The following is a 23,715-nucleotide window of genomic DNA, read 5'->3' on the forward strand; positions in this document are numbered from 1 at the left end:
ATCTCGATTTGCGCTGTTGCTTGCGAATCGATCGAATCGGATAGAGCCCGCAATATTATCAGCGACTTTTTATTTTGTGAAGCCCCCGATGCGACTTTTTTCAAAGTTCCGCTGTGGCAGTCCCTGTTCGCTGGGAGTTGCCAGCCACGGCGGTGGGCGACAGATGGCAATCATCGCACGAGTGGCGCTCACGCCGCGGGCGAAAAAACGGGCAAAGCCTGCCGCTTTTTTACGGATCGCCGTGAGGCTGTTGGCTTCAGGAAAGCAGACAGGGCGCCGAGGCGCCCTGTGCTTGTCGAAACCAGATCTACCCGTTACGCCTTGGCGGCGTCTTCCTGGTGATACCGCGTGACGCGTTCGACTTCATTCTTCGAACCGAGGATGACCGATACGCGCTGGTGGAGCTTGGTCGGCTCCACGTCCAGAATGCGCTGCTGGCCATTGGTGGCCGCGCCGCCTGCCTGCTCGACCAGGAACGCCATCGGATTGGCTTCGTACATCAGGCGCAGCTTGCCCGGTTTCTCGGGCTCGCGCTTGTCCCACGGATACATGAAGACGCCACCGCGCGTCAGGATGCGGTGCACGTCGGCCACCATCGACGCGATCCAGCGCATGTTGAAGTTCTTGCCGCGCGGACCTTCGTCGCCGGCCAGGCATTCGTCGATGTAGCGGCGCACGGGCGGAGCCCAGTGGCGCATGTTGGACATGTTGATCGCGAATTCCTTGGTGTCTTCCGGGATCATTACGTCCGACTGGGTCAGCACGAAGCTGCCTGCCTCGCGGTCCAGCGTGAACATGTGCACGCCATTGCCGACGGTCAGCACCAGCGTGGTCTGCGGGCCGTACACGGCATAGCCGGCCGCCACCTGCTGGGTGCCCGGTTGCATGAAGTCATGCTCGGTCACGGTCTGACCGGGCTTGTGCATGTGCAGAACCGAGAAGATCGTGCCGATCGACACGTTCACGTCGATGTTCGACGAGCCGTCGAGCGGATCGAACAGCAGCAGGTATTCGCCCTTCGGGTAGCGGTTCGGGATCTCGTAGAACGAGTCCATTTCCTCGGACGCCATGGCAGCCAGATGGCCACCCCATTCATTGGCGTCGAGCAGCACCTCATTGGCGATCACATCGAGCTTCTGCTGCGTTTCGCCCTGAACGTTGCCGGTGCCGGCCGAGCCGAGCACACCCGCGAGGGCGCCCTTGCTGACGGCGTTGGAAATGGCCTTGCAGGCGCGCGCGACCACTTCGATCAGCAGCCGGAGTTCCGGCTCGATCGTGTTGTGCTTGCGCTGCTCCTCGACCAGATAGCGGGTGAGGCTGATGCGTGTCATGGTGGGGTTCTCCTTGGATGGCCGCAATTCTACATGTGTGCCGCTGCGGACATGCCACTTTCCAGGTCAGGCCGACAGGGCCTTGCTGACGATCTCGCGCACATCGCGCGACAGCGTCGACGAGGCGGCCACGCGTTCCAGCGCCGCTCGCATCCGTTCGCGCAGGGGCATCTCGTACTTCTGCCAGCGGTCCATGACGCGTGCCAGGCGCGCGGCCACCTGCGGGTTGATCGCATCTAGCGCCAGTACCTGGTCGGCCCAGAATGCGTAGCCCGAGCCGTCCTCGGCGTGGAACTGCGCCGGGTTGCCCGAGCAGAAGCTGAAGATCAGCGAACGGGCACGGTTCGGGTTGCGCAGATTGAAGGCCGGATGCTGCATCAGCGCGCGCACGGTATCAATCGTGCGCTTGCCCGCGTGCGGGCCAACTTCGCCGCGCTGCATTCCCTGCAGCGAGAACCACTTGTCGATGACCAGCGCGTCGTCTTCGAAGCGCTCGTAAAAATCAGTCAGCGCGTGTTCGCGGCCCGGCGCGAAGCTGTTGACCAGCGCAGACAGCGCGGCGAAGCGGTCTGTCATGTTGTCGCTCTGCTGGTAGTGGCGGTCCGCAAGTGCCTGCATGTCGGCGTCTCCACTGTCGGCCAGATAGCCGAGCGCGAGATTGCGCAGCGCGCGGCGGGCCATCGAGTCGGCATCGGGGCTGTACTCGCCCGGTGTCGCGTTGGCCTCGTATGCGGCCAGCCATTCGGCCTTGAGCGTGCGGGCCAGGCCTTCGCGCAGGAACAGGCGTGCGCGGTGAATCGCCGTCGGGTCGGCCACGCCCATGCGTTCTGCCAGATAGGCCTCCGCGGGGAGCATCAGTGCCTGTTCGCGGAAGGCGGGATTCAGCGCACCATCGGTCAGCACGCTACGGAACGCCGACACCAGCGCCGGGTCGAGCTTCAGTTCACGATTGGCCTGGACGTCGGCCACCAGATGCAGCAGCGCGCGCGTGGCCAGGCGTTGGCCGGCTTCCCAGCGGTTGAATGCGTCGGTGTCGTGCGAGAGCAGGAAGGTCAGTTCCGCATCGCTATATTCGTAATCGACAACGACTGGTGCCGAGAAATTACGCAGCAGCGAGGGCAATGGCGCCTTGCCACCGCGAGGCAGGTTGATGAAGCGGAAGGTCTGCTCGGCTTGCGTGAAATCGAGCACGCGTGTGCTCGCGCCTGCCTTGGGCTCCCCTTCGCGTTGCAGCGGCAGGTCGTTGCCTTCTGCGTCGATCAGGCCGAGCGCGAACGGGATGTGGAACGGCTGCTTGTCCGGCATGCCAGCGCGCGTTTCGATGCCAACCTTCGGGCAGCGCTGCGACAACGTCAGCGTCAGCGTGCCGGAGGCGCCGTCCCATGCGGTCTTGACCGTGACCACGGGCGTGCCAGCCTGGCTGTACCAGAGGCCGAACTGCTTCAGGTCGCGGCCGTTCGCGTCAGCCATCGCCGCGCGGAAGTCGTCGCATGTCACCGCCTGGCCGTCATGACGCTGGAAGTACAGGTCCATGCCCTTGCGGAAGCCGTCACGGCCAAGCAGGGTCTGGTACATCCGCACGACTTCGGCGCCTTTCTCGTAGACCGTGACCGTGTAGAAGTTGTTGATTTCCTCGTAGCTGTCCGGGCGCACCGGGTGGGCCATCGGACCCGCATCCTCGGGAAACTGCACCTGGCGCAGCACGCGCACATCCTCGATGCGCTTGACCGCGCGGCCCGATTCCGAGCCCATCATGTCGGCCGAGAATTCCTGGTCGCGGAACACGGTCAGGCCTTCCTTGAGCGACAACTGGAACCAGTCACGGCAGGTCACGCGGTTGCCGGTCCAGTTGTGGAAGTATTCGTGCGCCACCACCGATTCGATATTGGCGAAGTCGACATCCGTCGCGGTCTGGGCGTTGGCCAGCACATACTTGGTGTTGAAGATGTTCAGGCCCTTGTTTTCCATCGCCCCCATGTTGAAGTCGCCCACGGCGACGATCATGAAACGGTCGAGGTCAAGTTCCAGGCCGAAGCGCTGCTCGTCCCAGCGGATCGCGTGAACCAGCGAGTCCATCGCGTGACGCGTCTTGTCCAGGTCCTGCGGTTCCACCCAGACTTGCAGCAGCTTCTGCTTGCCCGATGCCGATACGATGGTCTGCTCGATACGCTCGAGCTTGCCGGCCACGAGGGCAAACAGGTATGACGGTTTGCGGAACGGGTCTTCCCAGACGGCTTCGTGTTTGCCATCCGGCAGATCGCGTTGCGAGAGCAGGTTGCCGTTCGAAAGCAGTACCGGGCTTGCGGCGCGATCGGCGCGCAGCGTAACGCGGTAGGTCGTCATCACATCCGGGCGATCCAGGAAATACGTGATGCGGCGAAAGCCCTCGGCTTCGCACTGGGTGAAGAAGTTGCCGTTGGAGACGTACAGGCCGGACAGCGTGGTATTGGCGGCGGGATTGCAGGCCGTGGTGATTTCCAGCGTGCCAGCTCCCGGCAGGCCAGTCAGGGTCAGCGAGTCGCCGTCCTGCCTGACGCCGGAGAACGGCTGGCCATCGAGGCGCACGCCAACCAGTTCCAGCTCCTCGCCGGCCAGAATCAGCGGCGCGTCGGCCGCGCCAGTGCGCTGGATCTTCAGCGTGCTGGTGACGACGGTACGCTGCGGATCGAGGTCGAGCACGAGATCCACGTGGTCGATGGCGAAAGCGGGCGGAGTATAGTCCTTGCGATAGACGGTGACGGGCGTATCGGTGCGCAGCATGGGGAATCCTGTCTTCGGAGTGACCGGGGGGCGGGCGGCGTGCTGAAGATCGCGACGGCCCTCGAAGCCCTCATTGTAGCCAAGGGGTTCGGGCAATGCGGGATGCCAGATGCGGCGTGGGAATTCAAAAGGGTTGTTCCTGTCTGAGGAAATGCAACCAAATCAGGAAGAACGAGGTATCAGGGAATGCGTGCATCAGGGAAAGCAGTGACGAAGTGGGGAAGACGGGGCGCCTTCTGGGCGCTGATGGCGCTGGGCTCGCTCTGGCTGGCGGGATGTGCCACCACGGTGACCACCGAGGTCACCGCGTTCCGGCAGGCCGGCTGGCAGAACGATGCGCCGCGGACCTACGCGTTCGAACACACGTCGCAGCAGGAAGAGCAACTCGAGCGCCAGACCTTCGAGCAGTGGCTGGCAGACACCTTGTCCGGACTTGGCTTCGAGCAGCGCCCGGCCGGCCAGGCACGCTATCTGGTGACAATGGACTACGACGCCGCGCCCGGGATTGCCCAGGTGGCGGAGACCGTCTATCCCGACCCCTGGTACGGACCTTGGGGGCCGTACTGGGGCCCTTATGGCGGGTATCGACCCTATGGCCCCTGGGGATGGGGCCCCGGCTACTGGCCGCCCCAGACCGTGATACGCGACGTGCCCGTGACGTATTCGAGCGTGCGCGTCTATTTCAAGGATGCAGCCAGCGGCAAGCGTGTCTATCAGGTCACCGCCACCAATACGACAGAGAGTGGTAATCCGGCGGCGGTGATGCCCTACATGATCCGCAGCGCGTTCGCGGACTTCCCGGCCGAGAGCGGGCGGCCGCGTCGCGTGACGCTGGAGGTCGACAAGGACAAGAAGTAGCAGGGCGCCGCGCAATATCCTTTCGCCGGCGGGGGTGAAAGGTATTGGCTACCGTACGGTAAAAGGAGTTTTGCGTCCGGTGGCGGCAAAATCTTCCAATCGGGCGTGCCAAAGCCCTGCCGCCGCGTGGCGGCTGGGCTAGAATGGCTCCTCGATTTTTTCCCGCCTTTACCCGGACGAGCAGAGAATGAGCAGCAAGACCACCGGTGATGCACCGCAACATGCCCCCAATAGTCCCGAAGCGCAACTGCGCCTGGCTGCGCTGGAATACCACCGCAGCCCGACCAAGGGCAAGATCCAGGTAACGGCCACCAAGGCGCTGTCCAATCAGCGCGATCTGTCGCTGGCCTACTCCCCGGGCGTGGCCTACGCCTGCGAAGAGATCCACAAGGACCCCGCGATGGCCGCCGAGTACACCTCGCGCGCCAACCTCGTGGCCGTGGTGACCAACGGTACCGCCGTGCTGGGCCTGGGCGACATCGGTCCGCTGGCCGGCAAGCCCGTGATGGAAGGCAAGGGCTGCCTGTTCAAGAAATTCGCCGGCATCGATGTGTTCGACATCGAACTCGATGCACGCGACCCGGACAAGATCGTCGAGATCGTGGCGGCGCTGGAGCCGACGCTCGGCGGCGTGAACCTCGAGGACATCAAGGCTCCCGAGTGCTTCTACATCGAGCAGAAGCTGCGTGAGCGCATGAACATCCCCGTCTTCCACGACGATCAGCACGGCACGGCAATCATCTCGACCGCAGCGCTGCTGAACGGCCTGAAGGTGGTGGGCAAGGACATCGCGAAGGTCAAGCTGGCCGTCTCGGGCGCGGGCGCCGCCGCAATCGCGTGCCTGGATACGATGGTCAGCCTGGGCGTGAAGCGCGAGAACATCTACGTCGTCGACTCGAAGGGCGTGATCTTCCACGGCCGCGACGCGAACATGGAGGCCAACAAGGCTCGCTACGCACAGGACACGACGGCCCGCACGCTGGCCGACATCGTCAAGGATGCGGACGTGTTCCTGGGCTGCTCGACCGCGGGCGTGCTGACCGGTGACATGGTCAAGACCATGGCCGACCGTCCGATCATCCTGGCGCTGGCCAACCCGGAGCCGGAAATCCGCCCGGAAGTGGCCAAGGCCGCGCGTCCGGACTGCATCATCGCCACGGGCCGTTCGGACTATCCGAACCAGGTCAACAACGTGCTCTGTTTCCCGTACATCTTCCGCGGCGCGCTCGATTGCGGCGCCACGAAGATCACGGAAGCAATGAAGCTGGCCTGCGTGAAGGCGATCGCCGAACTGGCCGAAGCCGAACTGAACGACGCCGTGGCCGCCGCCTACGGTGGTCGTGAACTGAAGTTCGGCCCGGACTACATCATCCCGACGCCGTTCGACCAGCGCCTGATCGAGAAGATCGCGCCGGCCGTTGCCAAGGCCGCCGAGGAATCCGGCGTGGCCACGCGCCCGATCAAGGACCTCGAAGCCTACCGCCAGCAACTGACCAGCTACGTGTACCACACCGGCATGATCATGAAGCCGGTGTTCACGGCCGCCAAGGCCGCGCCGAAGCGCGTCGCCTACGCCGAGGGCGAAGAAGAGCGTGTGCTGCGTGCGGTGCAGGGCGTGGTGGACGAAGGTCTGGCCCGCCCGATCCTGATCGGTCGCCCGCACGTAATCCAGATGCGTATCGAGAAGGCGGGCCTGCGTCTGCGTCCGGGCGTCGATTTCGAACTGATCAACCCCGAGGACGATCCGCGCTATCGCGCCTATCACGAGGAGTACCACGCGCTGCGCGGCCGCGATGGTGTGACGCCGGACATGGCCAAGGTGGCGCTGCGCCGTTCGAATACGCTGATCGGCACAATGCTGATGCACATGGGCGATGCCGATGCACTGTTGTGCGGCACGGTGGGCCGGTTCGAGGCACATCTGGAGCACGTGCGCGACGTGATCGGCCTGGCGCCGGGTGCCAAGGTGTTCGCGGCCATGAACGCGCTGATGCTCGAAAAGTACACGCTGTTCATCACGGATACGTTCGTCAACGATGATCCGAGCGCCGAGGAACTGGCTGCCATCACGCAGCTTGCAGCCGAGGAAATCGCACGCTTCGGCCTGCACCCGAAGGTGGCGATGATGTCGCACTCGATGTTCGGTTCGTCGAACCGACCGTCGGCGCGCAAGATGCGCGACGCGGCCGAGATCCTGGCCCGTGTGGCCCCGCAGCTCGAAGTGGAAGGCGAGATGCAGGGCGATGCGGCGCTGGTCGAGGAAGTGCGCCGTCATTTCCTGCCGGGCACCAAGCTGGCCGGCAGCGCCAATCTGCTGGTGATGCCGACGCTGGATGCCGCCAACATCGCGTTCAATCTGCTCAAGATCACGGGCGGCCAGGGCGTGACGGTGGGTCCGATCCTGCTGGGCGCGGCCAAGCCGGTGCACATCCTGAATCCCCAGGCGACCACGCGCCGTATCGTCAACATGACGGCCGTGGCCGTGGCGGAGTGCAACGCCATCCGCTGATGTTCACGATCTGAATATCTGCCGGAAGCAAAAAGAAACAGGGCCGCGAAAGCGGCCCTGTTTCATTGTCGGTGCGCTGGCACGTCTGCCGGAGTGTCAGCGCGTCGGCGGGTCAGTACGCACGGGTCGTGCCCTGTCATGCCTACTACTCTCTACTGCAGCACGTTGTACTGCTCCCGCATCACCACGATGATCGAACGGGCCGCGGCCATCTGCTGTGCCAGATCGGGGAAAGTCTCCTGGCGAAAATCCACCTCGGCGCTCCAGTTGCAACCCGTATGGTCCGGCTGATGCACGCGCATTGCGTGCAACTCAACCTCGCCGCACTCCGGATTGTTGTCCAGGCACTGGCTCAGGATGGCCATCAGTTCCGACCGGGATTTCACATAGCGCCGCATGCGTCACCTCATTCGTTCCTGTTTACGTGGCCCAGCACAGAGGCCGGGAAACTAATCTAGGCAGCGGACGAAGGGCTTGCCAATTGAATCCGCCTATGGAGCAGTGGCTTCCCATCCTGCTTTGATTGCGCCTTGTTGCAATGCGGCGCAGCATTGTGACGCCTGTGTCATGGGGACACGCAACAAAAAAGCCCGCCGGAGGCGGGCTGTACGACCATTGATCCGGCGGAATATTCCGGGATCAGAACGGGATCAGAAGCGGTGGCGAACGCCGACACCGAAGGTGTCGCCGTGCTCGACGCCCGACACCTTGTCGTAGTAGTAGGCACCATAGACGTCGGTGCGCTTCGACAGGTTGTAGTCGTAGGCGACGGCGAACGTGTTGCGCTTGATGCCGGCAACTTCGTTCAGCACGCGGCCGTAGGTGTACGACGCCAGGATATTGCCTGCGCCAACCGGCACCGCGACGCCGGCCTGGCCGTCGATGTGCTTGATGTCGCCGCCATTGGAGCTCGTATTGAAGTTCGTCTTGATGTACTGGCCTTGCAGGAAGGCCTTGACGATCTTGAAGTCGTACGTCACGCCAGCCTGCACGGCGGACTGCTTGTCGAGGCCCGCGAGATTGGCATTCTGCGGGTCAAACGGAGCAACGTCGAACTTGACCTGCTGGAATGCCAGCGTCGCAGCGAAGTTGCCGGAGAAGTAGGTCAGGTTGCCGCCCCACTTGTTCTTGCCGTTGTTACCGGGCGATTCGCCAAAGCCGTAGATGAAGTTCGCGGTCAGGCCACCGAAGTTCGGCGTCGAGTACAGCAGCGAGTTGTTCCAGCCCGAATCGCCCAGGATGCCCGGATCGGACACGCCGCCAACGTTCTGAGGCGTCGGGAAGTACGTGTGGAAGATCATCGGGCTGAACGTGTACGAGTCGACCAGCGGGTTGAACAGGATCGTCGACACGAAGTACGGCGTCGTGTTGCGGCCGATCTTCAGCGTGCCGTAGGTTTCGTTCGTCAGACCGACGAAGGCATTGCGGCTGAACATCGAGTCGCCGGTGAAGCGGCCCATGCTACCGGTGTCGGGGCGGAAGAAGCCGTTCAGGTCGAAGATGGCCTTCGTGCCCATGCCCAGGTCCTCGGTACCCTTGATGCCCCAGTACGAGGTTTGCATGCCACCCGAGTTGACTACGTAGGCGCGGTCGCCCGAGCCCGGATTCTTGACGCCTCCGATGAAAGCATCGGCCATGCCGTACAGCGTCACGCTGGACTGGGCCATGGCCGCGCCGGAGAAAAGGGTGGCTGCGATCGCCGCCAGCTTGAGAGCCGGCTTGTACTGCTTCTTCATGTTTAAGACCTCCGTGGTTGTAATGCTGCTCAGAACGCTTGCCTGTGTGCTGGAACCTGCTGGGTTCTCTCTAGTTCCGTGCCTGGGCGGCGCGCGGGAATTGGCGCCGCCTGGCACGTTCTTGTCTCACAGTGATGCTCGATCTGCTGCTGAACGCTCCTGATTTCTCTCTCTTTTTTCGATGTGCTTTTTTTGGTCAGGCGGATACTAAGTCGTTCAGACGGAACTGCGCAATCCGATGAATCTGGTTGATGCAAGTTTGCAACTCGACCTCCGGCGTGTTTTCCAGGCGCCTTGCAAAAGCGTCGATGATGCCGTGCCGGTCATAGCCGCGGACCGCGAGGATGAACGGGAAGCCGAACTTGCGGTTGTAGGCTTCGTTCAGTCCCTGCAGGCGCTGGAATTCCTCGGGCGTGCACTGATCGAGTCCGGCGCCAGCCTGCTCGCGCGTGGATTCCGCCGTCAGCTCGCCGCGCACCGCGGCCTTGCCCGCCAGTTCCGGGTGAGCGCGCACGAGCTTGAGCTGTGCTTCCTGGCCCGCGGCATCTACGGCGCCGCGCAGGGCCGATGCCAGTTCCGCGGTATTGGCGAATGGGCGCTTGTGTGCCGCCGTTTCGGCGAACCAGGGGGAGTGTTCGTAGATGCCGCCGAGGACCGCGATGAATTCGGCCTCGGGCATCGTGTTGAGTTGGGCGATCGTGTAGGTGGTCTGGCTCATGCGTGGCTCCGATAGGGGTGGGTCTCAATCCAGTGGCGGGCGATATCGACACGCCTGCAGATCCACACCTTGTCGTGAGACTGCACGTAATCCAGGAATCGCTGCAGCGCGCGGAAACGTCCCGGGCGGCCCAGCAAGCGGCAATGCATGCCGATCGACAGCATCTTCGGGCGGTCCTGGCCCTGCGGATCGCCTTCGGCGTAGAGCACGTCGAAGGCATCCTTCAGATACTGGAAGAACTGCTCGCCCGTGTTGAAGCCCTGGGGCGTGGCGAAGCGCATGTCGTTGGTGTCGAGTGTGTACGGCACCACCAGATGGGGCTTCTTCTGGCCACCGGTGATTTCCACATCGGTCCAGAAGGGCAGGTCGTCGCCGTAGTAGTCGGCGTCATAGAGCAGCCCGCCGTGCTCGACAACCAGCCGGCGCGTGTTGGGGCTGTCGCGGCCGGTGTACCAGCCCAGCGGCATCTCGCCGGTCAGCTCCTTGATGATCTCCATGCCGATGCGCATGTGCTCGCGCTCGATGGCTTCGTCGATGCCCTGGTAGTGAATCCAGCGGTAGCCGTGGCAGGCGATCTCGTGGCCGAGTTCGACGAACGCGCGGGTCAGTTCCGGATGGCGCTGCAGCGCCATCGACACGCCGAAGACCGTCAGCGGCAGCTTGCGTTGTTCGAACTCGCGCAGCAGGCGCCAGACGCCGGCGCGCGAGCCGTATTCGTAGATGCCCTCCATGCTCATGTGTCGAGCCGGATAGGCGGCGGCACCAACGATCTCGGACAGGAACTGCTCGGATGCCGCGTCGCCGTGCAGCACGCAGTTCTCGCCGCCTTCCTCGTAATTGAGCACGAACTGCAGCGCGATGCGCGCGCCGCCCGGCCAGCGGGCGTGCGGCGGCTGCGCGCCGTAGCCAATGAGATCGCGTGGATAGTTATCGTGTGTCATTTCTATATTTCTGCTTCAGGAGAAACTGCCGCGCCCCGCGGGAGCCATGCTTCGAAGCGACCAGACTTACGCAAGGCGTATGCCAGAAACGCTCCCGTAGGGCTTGACAATCTGATGCCGACCGATGTCGATTGTCGGTGTCAGATTGTCGCTATTGATTGTTGTATTTGAATTGTCCGGAATCACTCCGTGCCGTGCGAGTTCGCGGCGGCATTGCGCATGGCTTCCTCGGCCGACTGGATGCCGTTGAAGAACAGGTTCAGCGCTACGGCGACGATGGTGCCCAGCACGATGCCACTGTGGGTGAACGGGTCGGTCCACTTGGGCAGGTACTGGAACAGCGTCGGCGACAGCGTCGGGATCATGCCGAAGCCGATCGAGATCGCAACGATGAAGAGGTTGTGGCGGTTGCGATTGAAATCGCACGAACCGAGGATGCGGATGCCGGTGGCGGCCACCATGCCGAACATCACGATGCCGGCGCCACCCAGCACGAACTGCGGCACCGAGGCCACCACGTGGGCCATCTTCGGGAACAGGCCGAACGCGATCAGGATCACGCCACCGGCTGCGGCGACGTAGCGCGAGCGCACGCCGGTCACCGTGACCAGGCCAACGTTCTGCGAGAACGACGTGTACGGGAACGTGTTGAAGATACCGCCGATCACGGTGCCCAGGCCGTCTGCGCGCAGGCCGGCGGTCAGGTCGTCACGGCTGAGCTTGCGGCCGGTGATGTCGGACAGGGCCAGGAACATGCCAGTCGACTCCACCAGCGTGATCAGCATCACGATGCACATCGAGAGGATGGCGGTGAGTTCGAACTTCGGGATGCCGAAATGCAGCGGGGTGATCACGGCGACGTAGCTGGCTTCGTTGAGGCCTTCGAACGAGACCTTGCCCAATCCCATCGCCACCAGCGTGCCGATGATGATGCCGAGCAGCACCGCGCAGTTGGCCACCAGGCCACGACCGTACTTGGTCAGCAGCAGGATGACGACGAGCACCAGGCCCGCGATGGCCAGGTTGCTGAGGTCTCCATAAGCGAGGTTGGGCACTTCCTTCACCACGCCGTCGATCACGGCGCGCGTGGTCGGCTGTCCGCCACCGGCCCAGTTGATACCCACCCGCATCAGCGACACCCCGATCAGCGTGATCACCGTGCCGGTGACCACAGGCGGGAACAGTCCCAGCATCCGGCCCATCATCGGTGCGATCAATATGCCGAAGATACCGGACGCGATCACCGCGCCATAGATGCCGAGCAGGCCGACATTCGGATCGTTGCCGATGGCGATCATCGGCGCCACCGACGCGAACGTGACACCCATCATCACCGGCATGCGGATGCCGAATTTCCAGAAGCCGAAGGCCTGAATCAGCGTGGCCAGGCCGGCGGCGAACAGGTCGGCGTTGATCAGGAACGCGAGTTGATCCTTGGGAAGCTTGAGCGCACCGCCGACGATCAGCGGAACCGCAACCGTGCCGGCATACATCACCAGCACGTGCTGCAGGCCCAGGGCAAGCAATCGCCCGGAGGGCAACCGCTCGTTTGTGAGATCCGTGGGGACCGTGGTGCTTGCGGAATTCATGGGTGTGTCTCCTCTCCTTTGGATTTGGATGGGAACGCGCGCCGGGTTTTTGTCCTGGCCATTCGCCGGTGTCTCTTTTTGGTGGACTTCCGTCGATGACTCTTGTCCGGTCTCGTGCCTGGCCTCTGGTTGGGCGTCTTTCGGCAGATGAGACCGCTGGTTCTAGATCGGCAACAGGGGGTGGCTGTTGCCCGGCGGCGGGAACATTGCGCTAGGTGGAGCGGCCCAGCACACTGCGAAGATCGAAGTTGCCGGGTTCATCCGGCTGAACGCGTTCCGCGCAGGCGCCAAGGTGGTGCGCCATGCGCGCCTGGGCCAGGGCGGCATCGCCCTGTTCCAGTGCATCGAGGATTTCGTCGTGCTCGTCGAACGAGCAGGCGTTGTGGCCCGGCGACTCCACGCTGGCAATCATCAGCGTGGTGCGCGACACCAGCCGGCGCATCATCGTCACGAGCAACTGGTTGCCGGACAGTTCGGCCAGCGCGGTGTGGAACTCGGCCGAGAGGCGGATCCAGCGCGGGCGCTCATGCGTCAGGAAGGCCTGGCGCTCGTCGTTGACCATCTTGCGCAGCGGGGCGATCACGGTGCGCACGTTGGGCAGGGAGGCGAGCTTCTCGAGCACGGCGCGCTCCAGCATCTGGCGCAGTTCGAACATGTCGTGCGCCTCGTCGGTGGACGGGCTGGCGATAAACGCGCCGCGATTCGGCTCCAGGTCGACCATGCCGTCGGCGGCCAGGCGCGACAGCACCTTGCGTACCGTATGACGGGCCGTGGCATAGATCTCGCAAAGCGAATGCTCGGTCAGCTTGGTCCTGGGAGGCAGCCGGTGCTCCATGATCGCGTCATAGATCTCGTGATACATGCGCTCCTCGACGGAGCCCTTGCGGGCCGGTTTGTTGTCGGTGAGCGCCGGCAGGGCGTCGGTCGCGGCAATAAGCTTGAGATTCTTGGACATCCTGGTCACTCGCAATGCAAGGTGGCGATGGTCGGCGATCGTAGCGAGTGGTTATCAAACCGACATCACGCGCCTTGATACCGATCATGCGGCCGTGCAGATCTAAAAATTGTTGACAATTATTTGGATATGCAAGCACCATTGTCAACAAAACCGCCTCAGGTTTTCGACAACTACGGGTATATACCGAGTTGTCATCAGGATGGCGCGGGCGCATTGTCGCCTCGCACCAATCCAGCGCCGGGATGCGTTGAAACACGTACCGAGCGGGCACCATTCCTCAAAATGGTGCTAGTGAAGGCAGCGGCGCCCCTCACAACCCACACCCCAAAGGAAGAACAGGATGGGACGCTTGACCACTCACGTTCTCGACACGGCAGCCGGGACGCCTGGCGCCGCAATGTCGGTCACTCTCCATAAAATTGTCGACAATCGTCGCGAGACCCTGAAGACGGTCACGACGAATCACGATGGCCGTTGCGACCAGCCGCTGCTGGAAGGCGCCGACCTCGTAGCGGGCGTCTACGAACTCGAGTTCGGCGCCGGCGACTATTTCCGTGCCCAGGGCGTCAAACTGCCCGAACCGGCATTCCTGGACGTGGTGACGCTGCGCTTCGGCATTGCCGATACCGCCGCGCACTACCACGTGCCGCTGCTGGTGTCGCCGTGGTCGTACTCGACCTACCGCGGCAGCTGATCAAGGCGGACGGGAATAAAGGAGACAAGTCATGGAAGGCTATATTCTCGACTGGGCCAATTTGCTCTTGCGTTGGCTCCACGTGATCACGGCGATTGCCTGGATCGGTTCGTCGTTCTACTTCGTCTGGCTGGACAACAGCCTGACGCGCCCCACGGCCAGCGACCTCAAGGTCAAGGGTGTCGACGGTGAACTCTGGGCCGTGCACGGCGGCGGCTTCTACAACCCGCAGAAGTACCTGACCGCGCCGAAGAGCCTGCCGGAGAACCTGCACTGGTTCTACTGGGAGTCGTATTCGACGTGGATGAGCGGCTTTGCGCTGCTGGTGGTGCTGTATCTGTTCAACGCGAGCACGTTCCTGATCGACAAGAATGTGTACGACATGTCGCCCGGCGCCGCCGTTGGCTTTGCCGTGTCATACCTCGTGCTTGGCTGGGTGGTCTACGACTCGATCTGCCGCATCTTCGGCAAGAGCGACCGTACCGTAGGCATTCTGGTGGCGGTCTATGTGGCAGTCGCGGCGTTTGTGGCGTGCCATATCTTCTCGGGCCGCGCGGCATTCCTGCTGACCGGTGCGATGATCGCGACGATCATGAGTGCCAACGTGCTGTTCTGGATCATCCCGGGCCAGCGCAAGGTGGTGGCGTCGCTGAAGGCCGGCCAGCCGGTGGATCCGATCCACGGCAAGCGCGGCAAGCAGCGTAGCGTGCACAACACGTACTTCACGTTGCCGGTGCTGTTCGCAATGCTGTCGAACCACTACAGCATGACGTACGCGGCCAAGAACAACTGGCTCGTGCTGATCATGGTGATGCTGGCCGGCGTGCTGATTCGCCAGTTCTTCATCCTGAAGCACAAGGGCAAGATCAACTTCGCATGGCCGACGGCCGGCGTGGCCTGCCTGGGCGTGGTGGCGTTCATGATCGCGCCGCAACCGCGTCCGCAAGTTGCCAGCAATGCTGCTGGTGACGCCGCCAATGCCGTGAGCTTCGTGAAGGTCCAGGAAATCATCAACACGCGTTGCGTGCAGTGCCACGCCGAGCAGCCGAAGATGATGCCGACCGCTGCCAAGGGGATCAAGCTGGACTCCGTCGATGGCATCAAGGCACACGCTCAGCTGATCTATCAACAGGCCGTGCAGCAGAAGGCGATGCCGTTGGGCAACGTCACGCAGATCACGGACGATGAACGCGCGCTCCTTGGCCAATGGTTCGAAGGCGGCGCGAAAACCACCAACTGATTTTTGACCGAGCATCGGTGATCGACGGTCCGGAGGCTGCGCAGTTTGCAGCTGGCTGTTCCGGACCGGCGAGGGTTTGAGCGGGGCTTAGGCCCCGTTTTTTTATTTCCGGATCGGAATTGCTTCTCCCCGCGCCCGCTGAGCGGGAGAGGGGAGCCACGATCCTCAGCCGCCGACGTTGAACAGCGCCAGCAGACCCAGCACCAGGAAGATCGCAGCGGCGATCTTGTGCACCAGGGCGATCGGCATCTTGTTGGCGAAACGGTCGCCAAGCAGGACGGCGGGGGCGTTGGCGAGCATCATGCCGAACGTCGTGCCGGCCACCACCGCAATCACTTCGCCATGGAAGCGCGCGGCCAGCGCCACGGTGGCGATCTGCGTCTTGTCGCCCATCTCGGCGAAGAAGAACGCGATGATCGTGGTGCCCAGGATGCCGAGCGCGCCCTTGACGGGTTTGGCTTCCTCGGCGTCGTCGAGCTTGTCTGGAATCAGCATCCAGCCGGCCATCGCAATAAACCCGAGGCCGAGAATCCAGCGCAGCAGGTCTACACCGACCACGCCTGTGATCCAGCCGCCGAGCGCGCCGGCAAAGCCATGGTTGACCAGTGTCGCGATCAGGATTCCCAGGATGATGGGAATTGGCTTGCGGTAGCGAGCAGCCAGGACGAGCGACAGCAACTGCGTCTTGTCGCCCATTTCAGCGAGCGCGACGATGCCTGTGGAGACGAGGAACGATTCCATTTTTTGTCGTTTGAATAACCGGGCCGCAAATGCATCGCGAGATGCCAATGACGCACACCTTTCCCGGCCCGGCCAGAAAGGTGAGGTCATCGGTCTCGCCAGGCACTGGACGCAAGGTCCTGGGCTGCGCACGCCATAACCGCCTGCCATGTCGGCATTTGGTCAAGTCTGTTGACGTACGCCCCTGTCTTCCGGGTGCCGCATTGCGCGGCGCGGTGAGATCAGGGCGGCTACTCCCCAATGGAAGGTCGCATTTTAGCGAGACTGGCGACCGAAGTCCACCCGTCTCGCAGTTTCTGTCAATTCAAGGGAATGTCGCTAACGCCGCCATTCCCGATGTGCTCAGACCGGAGTCGGAGCGTTTTCGCTGGTCTGGCGACCGCGGAAATCCGTCCAGCACAGCGCCTTGAAGTCGTAGAGCTTGCAGCGGCGAGCTGTATGGAAATACCAGCGCCACGAGAACTTCTCGATGATGATGCGACCCGGCAGTGCGTGCTCGAGCAGCGCCTGGGCGCGCTTGAGCTGGTACAGCGGGATGCTCATGTCCACGTGGTGGGCCGTGTGCTCCATGATGTGATGCAGGGCCGCGCCGATACCGAAGTTGAAGCGCAGATGCACGGTCGTCGACACGAACGGCTGGGCCTTCGCCCACATGGCCTTGGTGTCGTACCACGCCACGCTGGTATGCGTATGGTGGACGTACAGCACGAAGCCAACGGTGGCGTTCCAGATCAGGAAGGGCAGCACGAAGCCGGTGCCGACCAGCAGCAGCGGGGATTGCCCGGTGGCCACGGCCAGCCAGACCAGCGCGCCGATCCAGAGCGCGCCGAAAGCTGCCACGAGCGCGCAGTCCCACATGAAGATCGGGCGACGGGTCGCCATCTGGCGCTTGCTGGGGAAGAACAGCTTGAACCACCAGATCTCGATCAGGTAGTAAAGGCCGGCGCCAAGGCCGTTGCGGTAGATGCGTTCCAGAATCCGGCGGCTGCGCGGCAGCGCGCGGAATTCCTCGAGCGAGTAGGGCGCCCAGACGAAGTCGAAGCCCTTCAGGTTCGTGTAACCGTGATGGACGACGTTATGGCCGACTTCCCAGAGGCTATAAGGCGTGAGCGACGGCAGGAACGTGAGCCGGCCCAGCCACTTGTTCAGGCCACGATGGTCGGTCAGGCTCTGGTGGCAGGCGTCGTGGCCGATGATGAACAGGCGCGCGATGATCAGTCCGGCCAGCACGCCGAGCCCAACCTTGGCCCACCAGGATGATGCCAGGACCACGCCGGCCAGTACGGCAGCGAACAGCGCGTAATCGAACGCGAACAGAAGCAGCGCGCGCGCGGTGCTGCGGCCGCCGAGGGGAATCAGCCAGCTGCGGATCGTCTTGCGGTTCGGAAACGGGGCCTCGAAGGCGATTGGCTCCGGCAGGGGGATGTTCTTGGCCGGGCGTTTGGGGCGGTTCGTGCTGTGGTTCGGCGCTTGCGAGATCGCGTCGGCGTCGGCCGGCGAGAGGGTGTCGGATGGGGCAGTCATCAAAGGTCTGGCGAGTCGGTATGCATGTGCGTCTGCCCGGATGGGCGGACTTTATATGCGTGACAGGCTAGAAGGCTTTGATGACCGTTGTGTTGATTATGGTCAATGCTCCGCGAGGGCGGATTCGCATTGAGACCAAAAAAGCACATCGGCGGACCATGTTTGGGTGGAATCGGCCGATCCACACAAATATGCCCCGCCTACGCCCGATCAGGCGGCGACCGGGCTGGTGGCCTCGCCCATGATGTAGACGTTCTCGATGACCCGGTCGTCGCCAAGCATCGCGAACGCGAACAACTGCTCTTCGAGCGTTTCCGAGCGGCTGCTGCGGCGCGAAATCAGCGGCGTGGCGTCCGGGTCCAGCACGACGAAGTCGGCCTCGCAGCCCACCTCGAAGCTGCCGATCCGGTCCTGCCAGCCCAGCGCCTCCGCGGCGGCGCGCGTGGCCAGGTAGAACATGCGCAGCGCTGTCAGGTGGTAGCCGCCCATCCGCGCCACCTTGTGCGCGGCGTTCATGGTGCGGAACATCGAAAACGACGTGCCGCCGCCAACGTCCGTCGCCAGCGTGACGTTCAGGCGATTCGCATCCGATTGGTGGAAGTCGTAGAAGCCGCTGCCCAGGAACAGGTTCGACGTAGGGCAGTGCGCCACGGCCGCGCCGCTGTCTGCCAGACGGCGGCGGTCATCCTGGTCGAGGTAGATCGCGTGGCCGTAGAACGCGCCCGGGCGCAGGAGGTTGTAGCGGTCGTAGACGTCCAGGTAGCTGCGCGCATCGGGGAACAGCTCGGCCACCCATTTCACCTCGTCGCGGTTTTCCGCCACGTGGGTCTGGATGAAGACGTCGCTGTGGGCTTTCGCCAACTCGCCGCAGGCTTCCAGCTGTGCCTCGGTGGAAGTCGGCGCGAAGCGCGGCGTGATCGCGTAGGCCAGGCGATCGACGTTGTGCCATTTCGAGATCAGGTCGGCCGATTCACGCGCGCCGCTCTCGGCGGTGTCGCGCAGGAAGTCCGGGCAGTTGCGATCCATCAGCACCTTGCCGGTGACCATGCGCATGTGGCGTTGCTGGCTGGCGGCGAACAGTGCGTCGGCCGATGCCGCGTGCACGGTGCTCCAGACCATGGCGGTGGTCGTGCCATTGCGCAGCAGTTCGTCGGTGAAGAAATCGGCGACGGCCCGCGCATAGGCGGGGTCGCTGAAGCGGCGCTCCTCGGGGAACGTGTAGGTGTCCAGCCAGTGCAGCAGGCCCGGCGACGGCGACGCGATGATGTCGGTCTGCGGGTAGTGGATGTGCGTGTCGATAAACCCGGGCACGATCAGCTTGCCGCGATGGTCGACGACTTCGGCGCCTTGCGGGATATCGCGTGACAGGTCCGCGTAATTGCCGACTGCGGCGATGCGGCCGGCCTTCACGATCATGACGCCGTCTTCCCAATACTGATAGGCGTCGTCATGAAACTGCGGGTCACGCAGGAAGTGCAGAATGCGGCCGCGGATTGCGCGGGTCACGGCGTTGTCGGCGCCAGATGCAGGGGAAGTCGTCGTCATCTTCATGTCTTCGGGGCGGCCGGTGCCTCGCCCGTTCGGTGTAGCAACGGGCGAAGCATCCGGCGTTCTTGAAATGCGCCCGGTCAGGTCGTGGTTGTCACGTTGGCCGTTGCGGGCAGGGATGCGGGCGTGGCCGACCAGAAGTGGTCGACTTCAGCCAGGAATTCGGCCTTCTGCACGTCCGGCAGGAAGGCCGCTTCAAAACTGTTGCGGGCGAGCTTGTGGGCATCGGCCGCATCGAGCGGGAGTGCGTCGAACGATGCCTCCCAGTTCGCGTTCATATAACCGCCAAAATAGGCGGGATCGTCCGAATGGAGCGTCACGGCCACACCGGCGTCGAGCAGACGCTTCATCGGGTGATCGCGCAGGTCGGGGTGGACCATCAGCTTCTGGTTCGACAGCGGGCAAACGGTCAGCGCCACGCGTTCACGTGCCAGGCGTTGGACCAGCGCCTCGTCCTCGATCGCGCGCACGCCGTGGTCGATCCGCTCGACCTTGAGAATGTCCAGCGCATCGGTCACATACTGCGGCGGGCCTTCCTCGCCAGCGTGCGCCACCAGATGCAGGCCGAGTTCCTTGGCGCGGGCAAACACACGCGCGAACTTCTCGGGGGGGTTGCCGCGTTCCGAGGAATCCAGCCCCACGCCGACAAAGCGGTCGCGATAGGGCAGCGCCGCCTCCAGCGTGGCCAGCGCATCCTCCTCGGACAGGTGGCGCAGGAAGCAGAGGATCATGCTGCTCGAAAAATCGTACTCGGTGCGTGCCTGAGCCAGTGCGTCGGCGATGCCGTCGATCACCGTGCCCATCGGCACGCCACGCGCGGTATGGGTCTGCGGGTCGAAGAAGATCTCGGCATGGCGGACGTTGTCGGCGGCGGCGCGCTTGACGTAGTCCATCGTCATGTCGAAGAAATCTTCTTCGGTCAGCAGCACGCTGGCGCCGGCGTAGTAGATGTCCAGAAACGATTGCAGGTCCGTGAAGGCGTACGCGGCGCGTAGCGCTTCCACGTCCGGATAGGCCAGCTTGACGTTGTTGCGCTGGGCCAGCCTGAAGATGCGCTCGGGTTCGAGCGTGCCTTCGATATGCACGTGCAGTTCGGCCTTGGGGGTACGGCGGATCTTGTCCGCCAGCGCGGCATCAATGGTCATGGGGCCTCTTGTCTTATGGCGGCAGCCGGATCACGGCTGCCCGGTTACGGATGCACCGCCTCCCGCCGGCTGGCGGCCAGCGCAGCTGCGCGCTGGTCGCGGACCTGGAGCAGTTGGGCGACGATGGCTACCGCAATCATAGCCGGTGCCTTGTCCGTGATGCCGGAGACTCCCATGGGACATGTCATTTCCGGAAAGCGCGCGGCGTCGATGCCGTGCTCGGCCATCCGGTGTTCGAACTTCGCGCGCTTGGTCTTCGAGCCGATCAGGCCGAAGTAAGCGAAATCGGTGCGGCGGAAGATCCGCTCGCAGAGGGTCTGGTCGAGCGCATGGCTGTGCGTCATGACAAGGAAATAGCTGCCTGCCGGGGCCTGGTCGACCACGGCTTCTGCCGTATCGGTCGCTTCGGCCTCGATGTTCTCGGGCAGGCCGGCGGGGAAGAGCGTGTCGCGTTCGTCGACCCAGTGCACGCGGCAGGGCAACGTGGCCAGCACCTTGACCAGCGCGTGGCCGACATGCCCCGCGCCAAACAGCACGACGTGCATGTCGTCCGGCACGAGCGTGTCGATCCAGCTGTCATCGGCGGCAAGTTGCACCGACGGCAACAGGTCGCGGCTGGCTTCCGTGCGAACCGCTCCGGTCACCGGTACATGCCGCGCGAGTGCCTTGCCGGTCGCGAAGGCCGATTCCACCGCGTCGAGCCAGGCCAGATCGTCATGGGTCAGCACTTCAAACGCCAGGCGCACGACGCCGCCGCAGCATTGACCCAGTGCGGGCCCAAGCGGAATACGCTCGATGCGGCGCTGCTCCCCGTTTTCGCCCTTTGCGATCATCTCTCGGGCGATGTCCATGCCGCGCCACTCCAGGTGGCCGCCGCCGATCGTTCCGACCAGGTCGTCGGCCGTCACCAGCATGCGGATGCCCGCCTCGCGCGGCGCGGAACCCTTGACTTCGACGATGGTGACCATCGCCACGGGCACGCCGGCGCGCACCCAGCGGGTGGCGTCGGCGAAGCGGAACGGTTTGAGGGGGGCGTCCTGCATGATCGGTCCTGGTATTGCGTCAGGCGGAAACCACGGCGGCCTGCACGGCCTCCACGGCGTCGAGGATCGCTTCGCTGGTGGCGGGCGCGCGCAGCGGCGGGTTGACCTTGTAGTCGCCCACCGCAGCAATCGCATCGCGGATCGCGAAGAACACCGAGAACGGCAGCAGCAGCGGTGGCTCGCCAACGGCCTTCGAGCGATGGATGCTGTCCTCGACGTTTCGGTTCTGGAACAGCCGCACGTTGAACGCTTCCGGGCAGTCGTTGATCGTCGGGATCTTGTAGGTCGAGGGCGCGTGCGTCATCAGCTTGCCATTCTGGTTCCACCACAGTTCCTCTGTGGTCAGCCAGCCCATGCCCTGGATGAACGCGCCTTCCACCTGGCCGATATCGATGGCCGGGTTCAGCGACTTGCCCGCATCGTGCAATGCATCGGCACGCAGCAGCTTCCATTCGCCGGTCAGTGTATCGACCAGCACTTCCGAGCACGCTGCGCCGTAGGCGTAGTAATAGAACGGGCGACCCTGCAGCGCCTTCTGGTCCCAGTGCAGCTTGGGCGTGGTGTAGAAGCCGTCGGACCACAGTTGCACGCGGGCCACGTAGGCTTCGCGGGCCAGATCACCGAATGACTGGCGCAGCTCGCCAGCCACCACGAGGTCGTCGCCGAAGCGCACGTCTTCGACGGGCACGCCGGCCTTGCGGGCGGCGAACGCGGCCAGCCGCTCGCGGATCTGGCGGGCGGCGTCCTGCGCGGCCTTGCCATTCAGGTCGGCGCCGGTCGATGCGGCGGTTGCGGACGTGTTGGCTACCTTGCTGGTGTCCGTAGCGGTCACGCGCACACGTTCCATGCGGATGCCGAGTTCGTGCGCCACGACCATCGCCACCTTGGTATTCAGGCCCTGGCCCATTTCCGTGCCACCGTGGTTCACGAGCACCGAGCCGTCGTTGTAGACGTGCACGAGCGCGCCGGCCTGGTTGTAGTGGGCCACGTTGAACGAGATGCCGAACTTGACCGGCGTGATGGCGATCCCTTTCTTGAGGATCGGGCTGGTCTCGTTGAACGCGCGCGTGGCGGCGCGGCGGGCCTTGTATTCGCTCGACGCCACGAGTTCATCGATCAGCTCGTGGATGACGTTGTCTTCGACGGTCTGGCCATACGGCGTGACGTTGTTGTCCGTCTTGCCGTAGAAGTTGGCGAGGCGCACGTCGAGCGAATCCTTGCCCACGTTGCGCGCGATGTTGTCGAGGATGTACTCCACGGCGAATGCGCCCTGCGGGCCGCCGAAGCCGCGGAACGCGGTGTTGCTCTGCGTGTTGGTCTTGCCGCAGTAGCCGTCGATCTGCACGTTCGGCAGCCAGTAGGCATTGTCGAAGTGGCAGATCGCGCGCGTCATGACCGGACCTGACAGGTCGGCCGAGAAACCCGCGCGAGACACCATCTCCACGCGCACGCCTTCGATGCGGCCGGCGTCATCGTGGCCGACATCGAAGTCGAACACGAAGTCGTGGCGCTTGCCGGTGATCATCATGTCGTCGTCGCGGTCCGGACGCAGCTTGACCGGGCACAGCAGCTTCCACGCGGCCAGCGACGCGCAGCACGCGAACATGGCCGACTGCGATTCCTTGCCGCCGAAGCCACCGCCCATGCGGCGGCACTCCACCAGCACCTGATGCGCGTGCCAGCCGAGCATGTGGGCCACGTGATGCTGCATTTCGGTCGGGTGTTGCGTCGAGCACCAGACGTGCATGCCGTCGTTCTCGCGCGGCACGGCGTAGGCGATCTGGCCTTCCAGATAGAACTGCTCCTGACCGCCCAGGTGGATCTTGCCGGCATCGCGGTGGATGGCTGCGTCGATGTGGCGGGCAGGTTCGCCGCGCTTCAGGTGCATCGGCGGCAGCACATAGCTGCCTGCGGCGTGCGCGGCCTCGGGCGAGAGCACGGGGGGCAGGTCTTCGTACTCGATGTCGGCCAGACGGGCGGCGCGGCGTGCCGCGTCATGCGACGTCGCGACCACGATGAAGATCGGCTGACCGATGAACTGGACGACGTCCTTCACCAGGATCGGGTCGTCATGGATGATCGGGCCGCATTCGTTGGCACCGGGAATGTCGTCGACGGTCAGCACGGACACTACGCCAGGCGCCTTGCGTACGCGCTCGAGACCGATCGACTTCAGGCGCGCATGGGCGCGCGTGCTCATGCCGAGCGCGGCGTGCAGCGTGCCAGCCAGCTCGGGAATGTCGTCCGTATAGGTGGCGGTGCCTGCCACGTGCAGGTGGGCCGATTCATGCGGGCGCGAGATGCCCACTTGCGGCGCCGATTCGGCGGCGACGCTGGCGTCGAGCAGGAAAGGTTCGGTTTGCTTGTTCATGCAGGCTCT

At 63.8% G+C, this 23,715-nt stretch carries 18 protein-coding genes and 1 riboswitch; of the genes, 4 read left to right on the plus strand and 14 right to left on the minus strand.

Features of this window, described 5'->3' with window-relative positions; all coding sequences use genetic code 11:
- Positions 1-314: 314 nt before the first annotated feature.
- Both D769_RS22405 and pepN read right to left on the minus strand, forming a co-directional pair.
- Positions 315-1,331: a class 1 fructose-bisphosphatase gene (locus D769_RS22405; protein ID WP_008649749.1), complete on the minus strand. Its 1,017-nt coding sequence runs from the start codon at positions 1,329-1,331 to the stop codon at positions 315-317.
- 66 nt (positions 1,332-1,397) lie between these two features.
- On the minus strand, positions 1,398-4,091 hold the full coding sequence (pepN, locus tag D769_RS22410) for an aminopeptidase N (protein ID WP_008649750.1): 2,694 nt from the start codon (positions 4,089-4,091) through the stop codon (positions 1,398-1,400).
- Between the two features lie 246 nt (positions 4,092-4,337).
- Here pepN and D769_RS22415 point away from each other — a divergent pair, with 246 nt between their 5' ends.
- Entirely contained in the window at positions 4,338-4,949 is a 612-nt protein-coding gene (locus D769_RS22415; RefSeq protein WP_008649752.1) for a DUF4136 domain-containing protein, read from the plus strand.
- Between the two features lie 187 nt (positions 4,950-5,136).
- On the plus strand, positions 5,137-7,458 hold the full coding sequence (locus tag D769_RS22420) for an NADP-dependent malic enzyme (RefSeq protein WP_008649755.1): 2,322 nt from the start codon (positions 5,137-5,139) through the stop codon (positions 7,456-7,458).
- A 152-nt stretch (positions 7,459-7,610) separates the two neighbouring features.
- Here the strand turns inward: D769_RS22420 and D769_RS22425 are convergent, their stop codons facing one another.
- The 6 genes from D769_RS22425 to D769_RS22450 form a co-directional block, all read right to left on the minus strand.
- Positions 7,611-7,856, minus strand: coding sequence for a hypothetical protein (locus D769_RS22425; RefSeq protein WP_008649756.1), 246 nt, complete (start codon positions 7,854-7,856; stop codon positions 7,611-7,613).
- Positions 7,857-8,108: 252 nt separating this feature from the next.
- On the minus strand, positions 8,109-9,194 hold the full coding sequence (locus D769_RS22430) for a porin (protein WP_008649758.1): 1,086 nt from the start codon (positions 9,192-9,194) through the stop codon (positions 8,109-8,111).
- A 196-nt stretch (positions 9,195-9,390) separates the two neighbouring features.
- Positions 9,391-9,912, minus strand: coding sequence for a 2-oxo-4-hydroxy-4-carboxy-5-ureidoimidazoline decarboxylase (gene uraD / locus D769_RS22435; protein WP_008649759.1), 522 nt, complete (start codon positions 9,910-9,912; stop codon positions 9,391-9,393).
- Positions 9,909-10,853 carry an allantoinase PuuE gene (puuE, locus tag D769_RS22440; RefSeq protein WP_008649761.1) on the minus strand — a complete coding sequence of 315 codons (945 nt, stop codon included), beginning with the start codon at positions 10,851-10,853 and terminating at the stop codon, positions 9,909-9,911. The genes uraD and puuE overlap by 4 nt, the downstream gene beginning before the upstream one ends.
- Positions 10,854-11,035: 182 nt before the next feature.
- Entirely contained in the window at positions 11,036-12,442 is a 1,407-nt protein-coding gene (locus D769_RS22445) for a nucleobase:cation symporter-2 family protein (protein ID WP_008649762.1), read from the minus strand.
- A gap of 211 nt (positions 12,443-12,653) precedes the next feature.
- Entirely contained in the window at positions 12,654-13,397 is a 744-nt protein-coding gene (locus D769_RS22450) for a GntR family transcriptional regulator (protein WP_008649764.1), read from the minus strand.
- 343 nt (positions 13,398-13,740) lie between these two features.
- Between D769_RS22450 and uraH the strand changes: the two genes are divergently transcribed.
- Together uraH and D769_RS22460 are read left to right on the plus strand one after the other, a co-directional pair.
- Complete coding sequence (gene uraH / locus D769_RS22455; RefSeq protein WP_008649766.1) at positions 13,741-14,094, plus strand: hydroxyisourate hydrolase; 354 nt, start codon at positions 13,741-13,743, stop codon at positions 14,092-14,094.
- Between the two features lie 31 nt (positions 14,095-14,125).
- Positions 14,126-15,334, plus strand: coding sequence for a urate hydroxylase PuuD (locus D769_RS22460; RefSeq protein ID WP_008649771.1), 1,209 nt, complete (start codon positions 14,126-14,128; stop codon positions 15,332-15,334).
- 165 nt (positions 15,335-15,499) lie between these two features.
- Here the strand turns inward: D769_RS22460 and D769_RS22465 are convergent, their stop codons facing one another.
- The 6 genes from D769_RS22465 to xdhB form a co-directional block, all read right to left on the minus strand.
- On the minus strand, positions 15,500-16,075 hold the full coding sequence (locus D769_RS22465) for a TMEM165/GDT1 family protein (protein WP_008649773.1): 576 nt from the start codon (positions 16,073-16,075) through the stop codon (positions 15,500-15,502).
- A gap of 61 nt (positions 16,076-16,136) precedes the next feature.
- A riboswitch (yybP-ykoY riboswitch) is annotated at positions 16,137-16,326 on the minus strand.
- A gap of 91 nt (positions 16,327-16,417) precedes the next feature.
- Positions 16,418-17,599, minus strand: a complete 1,182-nt coding sequence (locus D769_RS22470) for a fatty acid desaturase (RefSeq protein ID WP_008649774.1) — start codon at positions 17,597-17,599, stop codon at positions 16,418-16,420.
- A gap of 210 nt (positions 17,600-17,809) precedes the next feature.
- Positions 17,810-19,150, minus strand: a complete 1,341-nt coding sequence (gene guaD / locus D769_RS22475) for a guanine deaminase (RefSeq protein WP_008649776.1) — start codon at positions 19,148-19,150, stop codon at positions 17,810-17,812.
- Between the two features lie 77 nt (positions 19,151-19,227).
- The gene (locus D769_RS22480; protein WP_008649777.1) at positions 19,228-20,292 is read right to left on the minus strand and encodes an adenosine deaminase; all 1,065 of its coding nucleotides are present in this window, start codon (positions 20,290-20,292) and stop codon (positions 19,228-19,230) included.
- Positions 20,293-20,336: 44 nt separating this feature from the next.
- A complete protein-coding gene (xdhC, locus tag D769_RS22485; protein WP_008649778.1) occupies positions 20,337-21,335 on the minus strand; it encodes a xanthine dehydrogenase accessory protein XdhC in 999 nt (332 codons plus the stop codon).
- Positions 21,336-21,354: 19 nt separating this feature from the next.
- Positions 21,355-23,706, minus strand: coding sequence for a xanthine dehydrogenase molybdopterin binding subunit (gene xdhB, locus D769_RS22490; RefSeq protein ID WP_008649780.1), 2,352 nt, complete (start codon positions 23,704-23,706; stop codon positions 21,355-21,357).
- Positions 23,707-23,715 lie beyond the last annotated feature (9 nt).

Origin of the sequence: Cupriavidus sp. HMR-1 (assembly GCF_000319775.1) — a bacterium.
GTDB lineage: Bacteria > Pseudomonadota > Gammaproteobacteria > Burkholderiales > Burkholderiaceae > Cupriavidus > Cupriavidus metallidurans.